Annotated in this window: 14 protein-coding genes and 1 pseudogene; 8 read left to right on the top strand and 7 right to left on the bottom strand. The window is 60.1% G+C overall.

All coding sequences use genetic code 11. From position 1 onward, the window contains the following. Nucleotides 1-68 precede the first annotated feature (68 nt). Nucleotides 69-674 carry a 5-formyltetrahydrofolate cyclo-ligase gene (locus tag AC1MEW_RS04645; RefSeq protein ID WP_201198755.1) on the top strand — a complete coding sequence of 202 codons (606 nt, stop codon included), beginning with the start codon at nucleotides 69-71 and terminating at the stop codon, nucleotides 672-674. Between the two features lie 35 nt (nucleotides 675-709). Here AC1MEW_RS04645 and AC1MEW_RS04640 read toward each other — a convergent pair whose 3' ends face one another. Next, nucleotides 710-877: a hypothetical protein gene (locus AC1MEW_RS04640; RefSeq protein WP_201198757.1), complete on the bottom strand. Its 168-nt coding sequence runs from the start codon at nucleotides 875-877 to the stop codon at nucleotides 710-712. Nucleotides 878-1,072: 195 nt separating this feature from the next. Between AC1MEW_RS04640 and AC1MEW_RS04635 the strand changes: the two genes are divergently transcribed. The 4 genes from AC1MEW_RS04635 (at nucleotide 1,073) to AC1MEW_RS04620 (ending at nucleotide 6,585) form a co-directional block, all read left to right on the top strand. Then, the gene (locus AC1MEW_RS04635; RefSeq protein WP_201256478.1) at nucleotides 1,073-1,522 is read left to right on the top strand and encodes an EVE domain-containing protein; all 450 of its coding nucleotides are present in this window, start codon (nucleotides 1,073-1,075) and stop codon (nucleotides 1,520-1,522) included. Between the two features lie 259 nt (nucleotides 1,523-1,781). Beyond that, a complete protein-coding gene (locus AC1MEW_RS04630; RefSeq protein WP_480425541.1) occupies nucleotides 1,782-2,747 on the top strand; it encodes an HlyD family secretion protein in 966 nt (321 codons plus the stop codon). Continuing rightward, nucleotides 2,744-5,467 carry a ribosome-associated ATPase/putative transporter RbbA gene (gene rbbA / locus AC1MEW_RS04625; RefSeq protein WP_480425539.1) on the top strand — a complete coding sequence of 908 codons (2,724 nt, stop codon included), beginning with the start codon at nucleotides 2,744-2,746 and terminating at the stop codon, nucleotides 5,465-5,467. Before AC1MEW_RS04630 ends, rbbA begins: the two co-directional genes overlap by 4 nt. Beyond that, nucleotides 5,467-6,585, top strand: coding sequence for an ABC transporter permease (locus AC1MEW_RS04620; RefSeq protein ID WP_480425538.1), 1,119 nt, complete (start codon nucleotides 5,467-5,469; stop codon nucleotides 6,583-6,585). The genes rbbA and AC1MEW_RS04620 overlap by 1 nt, the downstream gene beginning before the upstream one ends. Nucleotides 6,586-6,703: 118 nt before the next feature. On the opposite strand, the gene AC1MEW_RS04615 is transcribed toward AC1MEW_RS04620, so the two are convergent. After that, nucleotides 6,704-7,114, bottom strand: a complete 411-nt coding sequence (locus tag AC1MEW_RS04615; RefSeq protein ID WP_480425536.1) for a flagellar basal body-associated protein FliL — start codon at nucleotides 7,112-7,114, stop codon at nucleotides 6,704-6,706. A gap of 150 nt (nucleotides 7,115-7,264) precedes the next feature. Between AC1MEW_RS04615 and AC1MEW_RS04610 the strand changes: the two genes are divergently transcribed. Further along, nucleotides 7,265-8,242: an NADPH:quinone oxidoreductase family protein gene (locus AC1MEW_RS04610; RefSeq protein ID WP_201198767.1), complete on the top strand. Its 978-nt coding sequence runs from the start codon at nucleotides 7,265-7,267 to the stop codon at nucleotides 8,240-8,242. A 60-nt stretch (nucleotides 8,243-8,302) separates the two neighbouring features. Here the strand turns inward: AC1MEW_RS04610 and AC1MEW_RS04605 are convergent, their stop codons facing one another. Together AC1MEW_RS04605 and AC1MEW_RS04600 are read right to left on the bottom strand one after the other, a co-directional pair. Next, the gene (locus tag AC1MEW_RS04605) at nucleotides 8,303-8,917 is read right to left on the bottom strand and encodes an energy transducer TonB (protein WP_201256482.1); all 615 of its coding nucleotides are present in this window, start codon (nucleotides 8,915-8,917) and stop codon (nucleotides 8,303-8,305) included. 180 nt (nucleotides 8,918-9,097) lie between these two features. After that, nucleotides 9,098-9,727 carry a flagellar basal body-associated protein FliL gene (locus tag AC1MEW_RS04600; protein WP_201256483.1) on the bottom strand — a complete coding sequence of 210 codons (630 nt, stop codon included), beginning with the start codon at nucleotides 9,725-9,727 and terminating at the stop codon, nucleotides 9,098-9,100. 132 nt (nucleotides 9,728-9,859) lie between these two features. Between AC1MEW_RS04600 and AC1MEW_RS04595 the strand changes: the two are divergent. Further along, nucleotides 9,860-10,542 (top strand): annotated as a pseudogene (locus AC1MEW_RS04595) (MFS transporter); the annotation flags it as partial. Here AC1MEW_RS04595 and AC1MEW_RS04590 read toward each other — a convergent pair. Beyond that, nucleotides 10,518-11,186, bottom strand: coding sequence for a gamma-glutamylcyclotransferase (locus AC1MEW_RS04590; protein WP_201198772.1), 669 nt, complete (start codon nucleotides 11,184-11,186; stop codon nucleotides 10,518-10,520). The pseudogene AC1MEW_RS04595 and the gene AC1MEW_RS04590 overlap by 25 nt on opposite strands. 352 nt (nucleotides 11,187-11,538) lie before the next feature. Here AC1MEW_RS04590 and AC1MEW_RS04585 point away from each other — a divergent pair, with 352 nt between their 5' ends. Then, complete coding sequence (locus AC1MEW_RS04585) at nucleotides 11,539-12,015, top strand: sn-glycerol-3-phosphate transporter (protein ID WP_322270819.1); 477 nt, start codon at nucleotides 11,539-11,541, stop codon at nucleotides 12,013-12,015. Between the two features lie 44 nt (nucleotides 12,016-12,059). Here AC1MEW_RS04585 and AC1MEW_RS04580 read toward each other — a convergent pair whose 3' ends face one another. Continuing rightward, nucleotides 12,060-13,028, bottom strand: a complete 969-nt coding sequence (locus AC1MEW_RS04580; protein WP_201198774.1) for a CDP-6-deoxy-delta-3,4-glucoseen reductase — start codon at nucleotides 13,026-13,028, stop codon at nucleotides 12,060-12,062. After that, nucleotides 13,028-14,494 carry a 4-hydroxy-3-polyprenylbenzoate decarboxylase gene (gene ubiD / locus AC1MEW_RS04575; protein WP_007942423.1) on the bottom strand — a complete coding sequence of 489 codons (1,467 nt, stop codon included), beginning with the start codon at nucleotides 14,492-14,494 and terminating at the stop codon, nucleotides 13,028-13,030. The genes AC1MEW_RS04580 and ubiD overlap by 1 nt, the downstream gene beginning before the upstream one ends. Nucleotides 14,495-14,506 lie beyond the last annotated feature (12 nt).

Here is a 14,506-nt window from a genome sequence, read left to right as displayed (position 1 = left end):
GTTTAAATACCGGCATCGGCTTTTTTACGAGTACGCTTTGTGTACTCGCACTGCCGAAGCCCGAATCCATGACCGAACCTGCGCTGCTTCCCCGCCCGCAACTTCGACGCATGCTGCGCAAGGCCCGCCGCGCACTGACACCCAGTCAGCAGCGCCAGGCCGCTCGCGGGCTATACAAGCAATTGGCCCAGCAGCCGCTGTTTCGCCGCGCCAGACACATCTCTCTCTATTTACCCACCGACGGTGAAATCGACCCGCGTCTACTGCTGCGTGCTGCACAGCGCCGGGGCAAAGCCACCTACCTGCCGGTGCTCAGCGCGTGGCCGCGAACCAAAATGGTCTTCCAGCGCATTCGCCCGGGCGAAAAGCTCAAGCCCAACCGTTTCCGCATTCTCGAACCGCAAGCCAACCTCGGCCGGCAACGCAAGGTCTGGGCGTTGGACCTGGTGTTGCTGCCATTGGTCGGGTTTGACGATGTCGGCGGGCGTTTGGGAATGGGCGGTGGGTTCTATGACCGCAGCCTGGCGTACCTGGCGCGCCGCAAAACCTGGCGCAAGCCGACGCTGCTGGGGCTGGCCCATGAATGTCAGAAGGTCGAACGATTGGCTCAAGCGAGCTGGGATGTGCCGTTGCAAGGAACGGTGACCGACAAGGCGTGGTATTTCGCAAGCTAGACGCCACCACGATCAGCGGCGTCCGGAAGACAGGTTCAGCGCTTGAAGGCCGACGGCTGCAGTTGGTGGTGTTGTTGCTGTTGCGCGATTTCGATCGGCGCGTCGGTCTTGTTGTTCCACAGGCTTTGGGCATAGCCGGTGGTCACGACGCCGAGGCCAAACAAAATAACCAAAATCCATAGTAAATCCGGTTTGCGTTTCATCGATTGCCCCCCAAAGGCACATCAACACGATGACAGCAGCGGTTTCCGTTGTAGGCCGTGCAGCAGCGTCAAGCTAAGAAGGCCGGCATTTTGCGGCAACGTGAACCGACACGCAAACGCTGGCGTCAACCGACTGTCGGTTTGTCATAAAATCGCCCGACAACTTGCCCAATCACTTCGCAAGGAGCAAAACCCATGGCCTATTGGCTGATGAAATCCGAGCCCGACGAACTCTCGATCAAAGATTTGGCAAAGCTCGGCAAAGCGCGCTGGGACGGGGTTCGCAACTATCAGGCACGCAATTTCTTGCGGGCCATGGCGGTCGGCGATGAGTTTTTCTTCTATCACTCCAGCTGCCCGGTGCCCGGAATTGCCGGGACTGGCAAGATTATCGAAGCGGCCTACCCCGACCCGACGGCGCTGGAGCCTGAGAGCCATTACTTCGACCCGAAGGCCACCCCGGAGAAAAACGCCTGGAGCGCCATCGATGTGGCCCACGTCGAAACGTTCGCCAACGTCCTGAAGCTCGATTACCTGAAACAGCAAACGGCGCTGGCCGAAATGCCGCTGGTGCAGAAAGGCTCGCGCCTGTCGGTGATGCCAGTCACCGCCGAACAATGGGCCACGGTGCTCGCTTTACGCTAAATAAAGCAGAACCACCCGGTCATCCTCTTTTGCCCGCCCAATCGGGTTAGGCTTGCTCCCCTGTAGGAGCTGCCGAAGGCTGCGATCTTTTGATCCTGATCTTCGGCAATGCTGGAATCGCCAAAGATCAAAAGATCGCAGCCATCGGCAGCTCCTACGAGCGATTCACGCGCATAGAACATTATGCAAGTTGACTGGCATCAAGCCGCCCCGGCGCTCGATCAGCCAGACTAGGACGCAACAGCCGCAGGATGCCCGCATGTCTACGCACAGTCGCTCTTCGATTTTGTTCGCCAGTTCTTTGATGGTTCTGCTTCTGGGTGCCGGCGGTTTCGGTTACTGGAAGTCGATGCATGACCGTCTGCCCGAAGGCTTGTATGTCGGCAACGGCCGCCTCGAGGCCACCGAAGTGCAGATTGCCAGCAAAACACCGGGGCGACTGGCTGAAGTGCTGGTCGATGAAGGCGACAAGGTCAGCAAGGGCCAACTGCTCGCCCGCATGGACACCCGCACCCTCGAAGCCCAGCGCAACCAGGCTGAAGCCGAAGTACTACGCGCCCGGGAAAACCTCTCCGCCGCCCAGGCCAACGTGCAATTGCGCCAGAGCGAACAACTACTGGCGCAGCAGGAACTCAAACGCTCCCAGGAACTGTTCAAGCACGGTTTCGTCAGTGGCCAGATCATCGATCAACAACAAGCGCGCCTGGACACCGGCAACGCGGCGGTCGCGGCGTCCCGTGCCCAGGTTTCGGCAGTTGGCGCGGCGATTGGTGCGGCGCAGGCCCAGGTCGCGATGCTGACCAGCGAAATCGATGACAGCAGCTTGCGAGCGCCGATCGACGGGGTGATCCAGTTGCGCATGGCCGAACCCGGCGAAGTACTCGGCGCGGGCGGACGGGTGCTGTTGCTGATCGATCCAAATGACCAATACATGAACCTCTACCTCCCGGCCTCCGTCACCGGGCGCGTGGCGGTGGGCGATGAAGCGCGAATTTTGCTCGACGCGTTACCCGACCATCCGCTGCCGGCAAAAATCACCTTCGTCGCCGGCAAATCGCAGTTCACGCCGAAAGAAGTCGAAACCCGCGATGAACGGCAAAAACTGGTGTTCCGCGTCAAACTGCGCCTGACCGACCCAAGCGCCCTGCCCCAGGCCAAACCCGGCATGCCCGCCGCTGGCTACGTGCGCACCGCGCCGATTAGCTGGCCGGCCAACCTGCAATGACCGGCCTGGCGCTGCAAGCGACCGGCATCCATCACCGTTACGGCAAACAGCAGGCGCTGAGCGATATCACGTTCAGCCTGCCCGCCGGCACGCGCTGCGGGTTGATCGGCCCGGATGGCGCCGGAAAGTCGAGCCTGTTGGGGCTGATCGCCGGGGTGAAAACCCTGCAACAAGGTCAGCTGGAAGTGCTGGGCGGCTCGATCCAGGATCGCCGCCATCGCAACAGCCTCTACCCGCGCATCGCCTTCATGCCTCAGGGCTTGGGCGGCAACCTGTATCCCGAATTGTCGATCAGCGAGAACATTCACTTTTTCGCCACGCTGTTCGGCCTGTCGAAAGCCGAATGCAATCAGCGCATGCACAGCCTGCTGCTGGCCACCGACCTGCTGCGTTTTGCCGACCGCCCGGCAGGCAAGCTCTCGGGTGGCATGAAGCAGAAGCTTGGGCTCTGCTGCGCACTTATTCACGAACCGGACCTGCTGATCCTCGACGAACCGACCACTGGCGTCGATCCCTTGTCCCGACGGCGCTTCTGGGAACTGGTCGACGATGTGCGCCGCCAGCGCCCGCAACTGACACTGCTGGTTGCCACTGCCTACATGGAAGAAGCCGAGCAGTTCGAACATTGCCTGATGCTCGACGGCGGCAAGCTAATCGCGACGGGCCTGAGCAGCGAACTGGCCGCCGCCACCTCCAGCGGCAAACTCGACGAAGCGTTCACCCACTTCCAGGGCGACAACGGTCACGACAACCAACCACTGGTGATTCCACCGCGGACCGGCGCCAATACTGATGTCGCCATCGAAGCCCATGACCTGACCCTGCGTTTCGGCGATTTCACCGCCGTGGACAAGGTCAGTTTCGCCATCGGTCGCGGGGAGATTTTCGGTTTTCTCGGCTCCAACGGCTGCGGCAAAACCACCACCATGAAAGTCCTCACCGGGCTGATGCCGGCCAGCGAAGGCAGCGCCACGCTACTGGGCAACCCGGTGAACGCCAAGGACCTGGCCACCCGTAAACGGGTCGGTTTCATGTCCCAAAGCTTTTCGCTGTATGGCGAACTCAGCGTGCGGCAGAACCTCGACTTGCACGCGCGCCTGTTCGATTTACCCAAGGCCGAAAGTGCGCAGCGCATCGACGAACTGATACAGCGTTTCAACCTCGACGGCGTCGCCGATCAACAGTCCGGCGCGTTGCCTTTGGGTTTGCGTCAGCGACTATCGCTGGCCGTGGCGGTGCTGCATCGCCCGGAAGTGTTGATCCTCGACGAACCGACTTCCGGCGTCGACCCAGCGGCGCGGGATGACTTTTGGCGCTTGCTGATCGAGTTGTCCCGCGAGCAAGGCGTGACGATCTTCCTCTCCACTCACTTCATGAACGAAGCCCAGCGCTGCGACCGCATCTCGCTGATGCACGCCGGCAAGGTGCTGGCCTGCGACACGCCGGCGGCGCTGCAACAGCAATTCAAGGGCGAGACGCTGGAAGCCGCGTTTGTCACTTGCCTGGAACAGGCCCAAGGCCCGGCGGAATCACCAACAGAGGCGGCAACCGCCGACGAACCTGTCACACCCGCCAAGCCGATGAAGGAACGCGGCTTCAGCATCGGACGCCTGGTCGCTGTGGCCAGTCGCGAAGGCAAGGAACTGCTGCGCGACAAGGTGCGAATGGCCTTCGCCCTGCTCGGAGCGATTTTCATGATGGTGATCTTCGGCTACGGCATTTCCCTGGACGTGGAAAAACTCGCCTTCGCCGTGTTCGACCAGGACCAGACGCCGCAAAGCCGCTCCTACCTGGAAGCCTTCCGCAGCTCGCGCTATTTCGCCGAACAGTCACCGATCCGCGACAGCAAAGAGCTGCATCGACGCCTTCAGCGTTCGGAAATCAAACTGGCGCTGGAAATACCGCCGGGCTTTGGTCGCGACTTGTACGCCGGGCGCCAACCCACCGTGGCGGCGTGGCTGGACGGCGGGATGCCGTTTCGGGCCGAGACCAGTCGCAACTATGTTGAGGCGGTGCATCAGGCGAACATTGAGCAATTGGCCGAACAAAGCAGCCCTGCGCTGAACCATCAGGCAGCGGCCAAACTGGAAACCCGGTTCCGCTACAACCAGGACGTGGTCAGCGTTAACGCGATTGGCCCCGGGGTGATGGCACTGATCCTCGCCTTCATCCCGGCGATGCTCACCGCGCTGGGGATCGTTCGGGAAAAAGAGTTGGGCTCGATCACCAACTTCTACGCCACGCCGCTGACCCGACTGGAGTTCCTGCTGGGTAAACAGGCGCCGTATCTGGCGATCAGCCTGATCAACCTCGCGGTACTAGTAGCGATGAACCGCTGGCTGTTCGGCGTGCCGTTCAAGGGCAGCGGCCTGACCCTGGCCTTCGGCGGATTGCTCTATGTACTGGCCACCACCAGCATGGGCCTGCTGATTTCGGCGTTCACCCGCACCCAAATCGCCGCGATCCTCGGCGCCATGATCATCACCAGCCTGCCGACCATCCAGTTCTCCGGGCTGATCGTGCCGCGCTCGTCCCTCGAAGGCGCGGCGGCGGTGATGGGCATGCTGTTTCCGGCCGGGTACTTTCTCGACATCGCCGTCGGTACCTTCACCAAAGCCCTGGACCTGCGGCAGTTATGGCCGCAATGCCTGGCGCTGTTCGGGTTCTTTCTCGGGTTCACCGGGCTCAGCCTGGTCATGCTGAAAAAGCAGGAGGCCTGATGCACAAGCTTGCGCATATTTTGCGACTCGGCCTCAAGGAACTGACCAGCCTGCGCCACGACAGTGTGTTGCTGCTGTTTCTGTTCTACGCCTTTACCGTGGCGATCTACATGCCGGCCGCCGGGTCGGTGATCGGCGTGCACAACGCCAGCGTGGCCATCGTCGACGAAGATCACAGCCACCTCTCGCGGCAACTGGCCCAGGCCCTGCAACCGCCGGAGTTCCAGCGCCCGGTGTTGCTGCCGTACGGGCAACTCAATCAGGTCATGGACAGCGGCCAGTACACGTTCGTGATCAATGTGCCGGTAAATTTCCAGACGGATTTGCTGGCCGGTCGCCAACCGGCGGTGCAGGTCAATGTGGACGCCACGGCCATGAGCCAGGCGTTTATGGGCGCGGGTTACATCGGGCGGATTTTCCAACGCGAACTGCTGACCTACAGCGGCCAGACCGATCCCGCCAGCAAGGCGCCGGCGCTGCTGACCACTCGCTCGCTCTTCAATACCAATCTGGAGGGCGGCTGGTTCCTGGCGGTGATCCAGATCGTCAACAACATCACCATCCTCGCCATTATCCTCACCGGCACGGCGCTGCTGCGCGAGCGCGAACACGGCACCCTCGACCATTTGCTGGTGCTGCCGCTGACGGCGCTGGAAATCATGTTGGCGAAAATCTGGAGCAACATGCTGGTGGTGGTGGTGTGCACCTGGATCTCGCTGGAAGTGATCGTCAAAGGTGCGCTGGGCGTGCCGCTGGCCGGTTCCATGACCCTGTTTTTGCTGGTGACGGCGGTTTATCTGTTCGCCAGTACGGCGTTGGGGATATTTCTGGCGACCCTCGCCCGCTCGACACCACAGTTCGGCCTGCTGGCGATTCCGGTGATTATCCCGATGTTGCTGCTGTCCGGCGGCAGCACGCCGCTCGACAGCATGCCGCAATGGCTGCAATGGGTGATGCAGGGCTCGCCGTCGACACACTTCGTCAGCCTCAGCGCCGCGATTCTGTTTCGCGACGCCGGGCTGAGCGTGGTCTGGCCGGACTTGCTGGCGCTGACGGCCATCGGGCTGGTGTTCTTTGCGATTGCGCTGATGCGGTTTCGCAAGAGTTTGGCGTCCTGAGGGACCGAGTCGCCCCCTTCGCGATGTAAGCCCGCTCCCACATTGGTTTTGTGAACGCCACAGATCCAATGTGGGAGCGGGCTTGCTCGCGAAGAGGCCCGCCCAGACAGCACAAGTCTTATTGAATGATCAGGTTGTTGAACAACAGATCCTCAACCACCGGCTTGCCGGTTTCGTCGTTCATCACTTGCTGGGTCTGTTTCAGGGCTTCCTGACGCAGCTTTTCCTTGCCATCGATGCTGTTCATCGCCTCGGTGGTCTGCTGGGTGAACAACGCCACCAACTGGTTGCGAATCAACGGCTCGTTGGCCTTGACCGCTTTGATCGACTCTTCGCCAGTGACCCGCAGCGCCACGTCGGCCTTGAAGACCTTCAACTTCGGCGTGCCATCCAACCCATAGTTACCCACGAACGGCGGGCTCAGGGTGACGTAGCTGACTTTCGGCGCCTCGCCTTCTTTGGCGGCTTCTTCGGCCACTGCTGCCAAAGGCAGAGACAGGGCCAGCATCAACATGATCCACGCTTTCAAAATTCGCTCCTTATCCGGTTTGCGGCCTAGCATAACGACCCGCCGCGCAAGCACAAGCTTATGGCGGACTATCAGGGCCGGGCATGCTCGTTGACCCAATGACTCACACACCTACACTTATCGGCCATCACTCCCAAAGGAATAGCCCTGATGAAAGCCGTGCTATGCAAAGCCTTCGGCCCCGCCGAATCGCTGGTGCTGGAAGACGTTGCCAGTCCTGTCGCGAAGAAGAACGAAATCCTGCTGGACGTGCACGCCGCCGGGGTCAACTTCCCGGACACGCTGATCATCGAGGGCAAATACCAGTTCAAACCGCCCTTCCCGTTCTCGCCGGGTGGCGAAGCGGCTGGCGTGGTCAGCGCAGTAGGCGAGAAGGTCAGCCACCTCAAGGTCGGCGACCGGGTCATGGCCCTGACCGGTTGGGGCAGCTTTGCCGAACAGGTCGCCGTGCCAGGCTACAACGTGCTGCCGATCCCGCCTTCGATGGACTTCAACACCGCCGCCGCGTTCAGCATGACCTACGGCACCTCGATGCACGCACTCAAGCAACGCGCCAACCTGCAACCGGGTGAAACCCTGCTGGTACTCGGCGCCTCAGGCGGTGTCGGCCTGGCCGCCGTGGAAATCGGCAAAGCCATGGGCGCCCGGGTGATCGCGGCAGCCAGCAGCGCCGAAAAACTCGCGGTGGCCAAGGCCGCGGGCGCCGATGAGCTGATCAACTACAGCGAAACCAACCTCAAGGACGAAATCAAACGCCTGACCGACGGCCAGGGCGCCGACGTGATCTACGACCCGGTCGGTGGCGACCTGTTCGACCAGGCCGTACGCGCCATCGCCTGGAACGGCCGCCTCTTGGTGGTCGGTTTCGCCAGCGGACGCATTCCCGAGTTTCCGGTGAACTTGGCGTTGCTCAAAGGCGCAGCCGTCGTCGGCGTGTTCTGGGGCTCGTTTGCCCAGCGCCAGCCGCAGGACAACGCGGCGAACTTCCAGCAGTTGTTTGGCTGGTTTGCCGAAGGCAAGTTGAAACCGTTGGTGTCGCAGGTGTATCCGCTAAGTGAGGCAGCGCAGGCGATTAATGATCTTGGCCAGCGTAAGGCGGTTGGGAAAGTGGTGGTTCAGGTTCGCTGAATCCACGAAGCGGTCAGGTCCTTCCATCAGGAGGTCCTGATTGCCTTGGCAAACCCATCGCTACAACAACTTTTTGATCTCCTCCGGCAACAAACTCATAAACCTGATTAAAGGACTGTCCCCGCAACGCCTGACAATAATGGGTACGCGCTCATTGAGCCTGGCAATCAACGCCAGACGTTGCTCATTCGAGAGTTGCGCGGAGTTAAAGGTGTTCGACAGATAACTGCGGGTGTAACTAAACGCCGGCATATCAACCCAGGCAGATTCCGGGTAACGGCGCGCATCCTCATTGACCGCATGACATCTCAACTTCGTCAGCAATTTGTTGGTGTGCAGCGGCGCGCTCTGGTCGAGCCGAAAAACCATTGGCGCAACGACTTCCCTCTCAGCAGGTCTGTCTTGGTCAACCGTCCAAGGCTTGAAACGCCACTGCTCCAGCGCAACTCTGGTCGCTTCAGCGAAGTCGGGATGGTCACTCTCCAGGATGCCGACTTTGTCTACCGAACCATTCGCATGGACGGTAAACCTCACGCGTACATCACCGGTTATCCCAGCTCTGGACAAGGCTTTCGGATACACAGGTTTGGGATTGTTTTCAGGAATCAATAAGACCTCCCCCGCCCGAATGCCGAAGGACATCACCAGCAAAAACACCACCGCACACCAACGCATGACCCTGCCTCTTTGCACCTGACATGCCGGAAATGGCACCTGCAAAAAGGTTAAGGCTCCACGCCCAAGAACAGAACGCCGCGCTTTCCTGTTCCGTCGCAGGACATTTCCTAAAGTCCTGTCCTACTCCGGACACAAGAAAATCTCTCGCGGGTGCGGGTAACTTTTCTGAAAGAGCGGTCAGCCTCCGGTGGCAGTTGCGAGGTCGCCCGGCAGCAGGTGTTCCTGAATTTTCTGGCTGCGAGACTCGATGATTTGGCCCTGGTTATCGAAGCGCAGCACGATGAGCCAGTCGTAGACGTCTTCTGGCCATTTTTTCTGACCGGTGATTGCCGCGCCGTCGCCACCAAACGCTGCGATCAATTTGTCGATATGCCCGTGATGCCAGGCGATCAGTACCGTCTGTGCCTGATTGTCCTTGCTCAGGGATTTGACCAGTTTGTCGACTTGATTGTCGGCGTAGGGCTGTTCGATAGGCAGTTTCAGGCGTTGAGCCAGTGGCGTGAGGGTCAGACGTGGCCGGCTACTGTCCGTGCTGTCGCTGGTGGCGATCAGCCGTTGAGGCGTCAATGACAAACCGTTCAGGGTCAGCGGGTCGAAATAGTTGGCGTAGGCGACGGCGCGCTGTTCGCCTTTGGCGTTCAACAACGGGCCCTGATCGGGTTTCTCCGCGTGCCGCACGATCAACACCGTTACATCGCGCAGCCCACGTGCACCCTTGTCCTCGTCATGGGCCGACACCTGCGCCGCGAGAATGAGTGCCTGCACCATCAACAACCCCGAAAAAATCCTGCGTAAGCTGAGCACCATCGTCCCGTCCTTTTGAGTAAGTGTCCTGGTGAATCGAGTCTAGAACAGTGTGGCGAAAGGGTCGGCCCCGACTTGATGACCCATGTTCACAATAGAACGTTCGATCTCGCAGATTTCCGTTGTTTTGCCAATGCGATGTCGGCGATCGCGATTGCCTACGGTCTGTCGAAGTTCTTGATGGGCCTGGTGTCCGACCCGCGTTACTTCCTGCCGTTCGGCTTACGGGTCTCCGCCGGGGTAATGTTCATTTTCGGTTTCGCGCCGTGGGCAACGTCCAGCGTGACCATGATGTTCATCCCGTTGTTCATCAACGGCTGGGCGCAAGGCATGGGATGGCCCCCGAGTGGCCGGACCATGGTGCACTGGTGGTCGCAGAAGGAACGCGGTGGCGTGGTGTCGGTGTGGAACGGGAACGGGAACGTGACCGTGGCCTGACCGGCAGGATTTTCATGGCGTTGGTGACCGTGGCAACGCTGGTCTACTGGCTGAACCCGGCCGGTAACCCGACCGTCGACATGATCGCGTTGTTCTCCATTGGCTTCCTGATCTATGGCCCGGTGATGCTGATCGGCCTGCAAGCGCTGGAACTGGCGCCGAAGAAAGCTGCTGGTACGGCAGCGGGCTTTACCGGTCTGTTCGGTTACCTGGGTGGTTCGGTCGCAGCCAGTGCAGCGATGGGCTACACCGTGGACCATTTCGGCTGGGATGGCGGTTTCGTACTACTGATCGGCGCGTGCATCCTGGCGATGGTTTGCCTGGCACCGACCCTGTGGCACAAGCAAGTCGCCAGTCAGGGCCGCGAAGCGATCGCCTGATCGGACTTTGATTTGCAGCGCTTGAGCCGCGCCTCCAGATTCCGGTCTGGCATGGCGTGGCTACGCAGGGCGTTGGCGGTTTGCTCGACATAATCGCGAGTGGTGCCGTAACGCCCGCAAGCGCTTTCGAACACCTGGCTCAGCACATGATCCGGCAAGTTGCCGGCATAGCTGGGCAGGTGCCGCTCCAACACAAATCCCAATGCTTGAACCTGGCTTCCGTCTTCGAGACGGCAGTTGAGCCAGTGTGGGCGATAGGACGGGAATGGCATTTCGCGTTGCCAGAGGGCGTAGAGCGAAGCTTCGAGTTGTTCTTCAGGCAGGCGATAGGCGAACCCGCTGCATGAGCCGCCGCGATCCAGGCCAAACACCAAGCCTGGCACTTCCGGCGTGCCGCGGTGTTCGTGGGACCACAGGTACAACCCGCGATGGTAGCCGTGAACCCGGCCGCGCACGCGCTCCACCGCCGCGCATTCAGGGCGCCAGATCAACGAACCGTAAGCAAACAGCCAGACCGGCCCACCCTTGTGGCGCGCCATGGTCGACTGCATCGAGCTGAGCAATTGTTCGTGCGTAAGCTGCGGCCCCAGATCGAGCCGCGGAGGGTAAGCCAGATTCAGAAAAGCAGATTCGATGGCTGTCATGGCGGAAGTGTTCGGCCCCACAAGTATTACAAGATGTAAGCAAGATTCGCTTCATAGAACATATAGCAGTAACCGTAAAACGAAAAGTGCTAAGGGATGTATGACAGTTGTGATACCAACAAATAGTGGTTATCACTGCCAGCGTTACGTTTTATATAGCCTAATACTATTTTTGAAATGCCTTAAATACCTGAATGACATATGCATAAGCATTCGATTCATTCAGCTTCCATTCATGAAGGCCAAGGAAATTTCCTACTAAACTCTCGGACTTTCCACCTTTTCCATTGTCAGACGCCCACGTATAACGGCCTCTTTCAGGCGCAAGCCATCTGCTTAACAGGGCTCCATGATGAAAAAACCAGGGCTTTACGCCATGTTGTTAATGATCCAGGCCGGCCTCGCCGTGGCGCAGGATGACACGCAACAAGACAAGGGCTTCTGGTACGCACAGACCAGCGTCTATACCAAACATTACTCGCCGGATTCCGAACACAATAACAATCAGGACCTGATTGGTATTGAACGTAACGAAGCATCCGGCTGGGTATTTGGCGGGGCGACGTTTCGCAACTCTTTCAGTCAGCGTTCGTACTATGCCTATGCGGGCAAGCGCTATGAGAGCGCCGATTATCCGGTGTATGTGAAGCTGACCGGCGGATTGCTCCAAGGCTACAGCGGCGACTACAAAGACAAGATCCCGCTCAATCACTTCGGCGTGGCGCCGGTGATCATTCCATCCATTGGCGCTCACTACGGCCCGTTGGCCGCCGAACTGGTGTTTCTCGGCGCCAACGCGGCAATGGTGACTACGGGTGTGCGTTTCTAGAAAGAACGGCTTGCTGACCTAAGATCGCTGATCAAGATCGCGGATCAAGATCGAGGCGCGTACGCAAACACGTCAGCGCGCATCTGATGAGCATCCATCCCCGCTTCAACCAGGGCGTCCAGCGTGCCGTAGACCATGGCCGGTGAGCCGCTGGCGTAGACATGCAGAGGCTTCAGATCGGCGAAGTCTTCGCACACGGCTTCATGCAGCATGCCGCAGCGCCCTTCCCAACCGCATTGATCGCTGACAACTTTATGCAGGAACAGATTGGGTAGCTTCAGCCATTCGTCCCAATGTTCGATTTCATAAAAATCTTCAGGACGGCGCACACCCCAATACAGATGTACCGGATGCTTGAACCCGGTGGCGCGGCAATGTTCGATCAAGCTGTGAATCTGGCCCATGCCTGTGCCCGCAGCGATCAGCACCAGCGGCCCGTCCGGCAGTTCGGCCAGGTGGGTATCGCCGAATGGCATCTCGATCCGCACCATGGCATTGCGTTGCAGCTGTTCGATCAGGCTCAGCGCACTGCTTTCGCGCGCCAGTACGTGGATCTCCAGGTCGCGCCCGCCGTGGGGTGCAGAGGCCAGGGAGAACGCAGACTTCTCACCGTTCTCGCGCTCGATCATCAAGTACTGACCGGCGTGATAGCGCGGCGGCTTGCCGGCCGGCGCCCGCAGGCGAACCCGCCAGGTATCGCCGCCGACGTCCCTGCACTCAATGACCTGACACGACAAGCTGCGCACCGGCAGTTCTCCCAGCGCGAGCACGCCATCCCACAGCACGATGCAGTCTTCCAGCGGCTCTGCTATGCAAGTGTAGAACTCGCCATGGTCGCGCACATTGCCGGCCTGTTCGACCCGTCCTTCTACCAGTAGCGCCGCGCAGACATGGCAATTGCCGTTGCGACAGCTCTGTGGGCATTCATAACCCAGGCGCCGCGCGCCATCGAGAATCCGCTCGCCGGGCAATATCTCAAGCACTGCTCCGGAGGGCTGCAAAGTTACACGCATCAATCTATTCCTAACTGATTCCAGATGGCATCGATCCGTTGGGTAACGGCGTCATCCTTGACGATTACCCGGCCCCACTCGCGAGTGGTTTCGCCGGGCCATTTATGCGTGGCATCGAGCCCCATTTTCGACCCCAGGCCGGAAACCGGCGAGGCGAAGTCCAGGTAGTCGATCGGCGTGTTATCGATCATCACCGTGTCGCGCTTGGGGTCCATGCGCGTGGTGATGGCCCAGATCACGTCGTTCCAGTCTCGCGCGTTGATATCGTCGTCAGTGACGATAACGAACTTGGTGTACATGAACTGTCGCAAAAACGACCAGACACCGAGCATTACCCGCTTGGCGTGGCCCGGATACGACTTCTTCATGGTCACGATGGCCATGCGGTACGAGCAGCCTTCGGGCGGCAGGTAGAAGTCGGTGATCTCCGGGAACTGCTTCTGCAGGATCGGCACGAACACTTCGTTCAGCGCCACACCGAGAATCGCCGGCTCATCCGGTGGACGGCCGGTGTAGGTGCTGTGGTAGATCGGTTTGATCCGATGGGTGATGCGCTCGACGGTGAACACCGGGAAGCTGTCGACTTCGTTGTAATAGCCGGTGTGGTCGCCGTATGGACCTTCGTCGGCCATTTCGCCCGGATGGATCACGCCTTCGAGGATGATCTCGGCGGTGGCCGGCACTTGCAGGTCATTGCCACGGCACTTCACCAGTTCGGTGCGGTTACCGCGCAGCAGGCCGGCGAAGGCGTATTCGGAGAGGCTGTCCGGCACCGGCGTCACTGCACCGAGGATGGTTGCCGGGTCAGCGCCCAACGCCACGGACACCGGGAACGGCTGGCCGGGGTGCTTCTCGCACCACTCACGATAATCCAACGCGCCGCCACGGTGACTCAGCCAGCGCATGATGACCTTGTTGCGGCCAATGACTTGCTGACGGTAGATCCCGAGGTTCTGGCGGTCCTTGTTCGGGCCTTTGGTGACGGTCAGGCCCCAGGTGATCAGCGGGCCGACGTCGCCGGGCCAGCAGGTCTGCACTGGCAGCATCGCCAGGTCGACGTCGTCACCTTCGATGACCACTTCCTGGCAGACCGCGTCTTTGACGACTTTCGGCGCCATGGCGATGATCTTGCGGAAGATCGGCAGCTTGGACCAGGCATCCTTCAAGCCCTTCGGCGGCTCGGGTTCCTTGAGGAACGCCAGCAGCTTACCTATCTCGCGCAGCTCGCTGACCGCCTCGGCGCCCATGCCCATGGCGACCCGCTCGGGGGTGCCGAACAGGTTACCGAGTACCGGGATGTCGTAGCCGGTAGGGTTCTCGAACAGCAGCGCCGGGCCTTTGGCTCGCAGCGTGCGATCACAGACCTCGGTCATCTCCAGCACTGGAGAGACAGGGATCTGGATGCGTTTCAACTCTCCGCGCTGCTCAAGCTGCTGCACGAAATCCCGAAGATCCTTGAATTTCATTGATGATGGCAC

The organism is Pseudomonas sp. ASL4 (assembly GCF_056680395.1).
This window is presented reverse-complemented; position numbering and strand designations above follow the sequence as displayed.

Bases quoted from the DNA above. Each gene is read 5' to 3' on its own strand.
- AC1MEW_RS04645 (WP_201198755.1), top strand. From the start codon at position 69: ATGACCGAACCTGCGCTGCTTCCCCGCCCGCAACTTCGACGCATGCTG.
- AC1MEW_RS04640 (WP_201198757.1), bottom strand. From the start codon at position 877: ATGAAACGCAAACCGGATTTACTATGGATTTTGGTTATTTTGTTTGGC.
- AC1MEW_RS04635 (WP_201256478.1), top strand. From the start codon at position 1,073: ATGGCCTATTGGCTGATGAAATCCGAGCCCGACGAACTCTCGATCAAA.
- AC1MEW_RS04630 (WP_480425541.1), top strand. From the start codon at position 1,782: ATGTCTACGCACAGTCGCTCTTCGATTTTGTTCGCCAGTTCTTTGATG.
- rbbA (WP_480425539.1), top strand. From the start codon at position 2,744: ATGACCGGCCTGGCGCTGCAAGCGACCGGCATCCATCACCGTTACGGC.
- AC1MEW_RS04620 (WP_480425538.1), top strand. From the start codon at position 5,467: ATGCACAAGCTTGCGCATATTTTGCGACTCGGCCTCAAGGAACTGACC.
- AC1MEW_RS04610 (WP_201198767.1), top strand. From the start codon at position 7,265: ATGAAAGCCGTGCTATGCAAAGCCTTCGGCCCCGCCGAATCGCTGGTG.
- AC1MEW_RS04605 (WP_201256482.1), bottom strand. From the start codon at position 8,917: ATGCGTTGGTGTGCGGTGGTGTTTTTGCTGGTGATGTCCTTCGGCATT.
- AC1MEW_RS04600 (WP_201256483.1), bottom strand. From the start codon at position 9,727: ATGGTGCTCAGCTTACGCAGGATTTTTTCGGGGTTGTTGATGGTGCAG.
- AC1MEW_RS04590 (WP_201198772.1), bottom strand. From the start codon at position 11,186: ATGACAGCCATCGAATCTGCTTTTCTGAATCTGGCTTACCCTCCGCGG.
- AC1MEW_RS04585 (WP_322270819.1), top strand. From the start codon at position 11,539: ATGAAAAAACCAGGGCTTTACGCCATGTTGTTAATGATCCAGGCCGGC.
- AC1MEW_RS04580 (WP_201198774.1), bottom strand. From the start codon at position 13,028: ATGCGTGTAACTTTGCAGCCCTCCGGAGCAGTGCTTGAGATATTGCCC.
- ubiD (WP_007942423.1), bottom strand. From the start codon at position 14,494: ATGAAATTCAAGGATCTTCGGGATTTCGTGCAGCAGCTTGAGCAGCGC.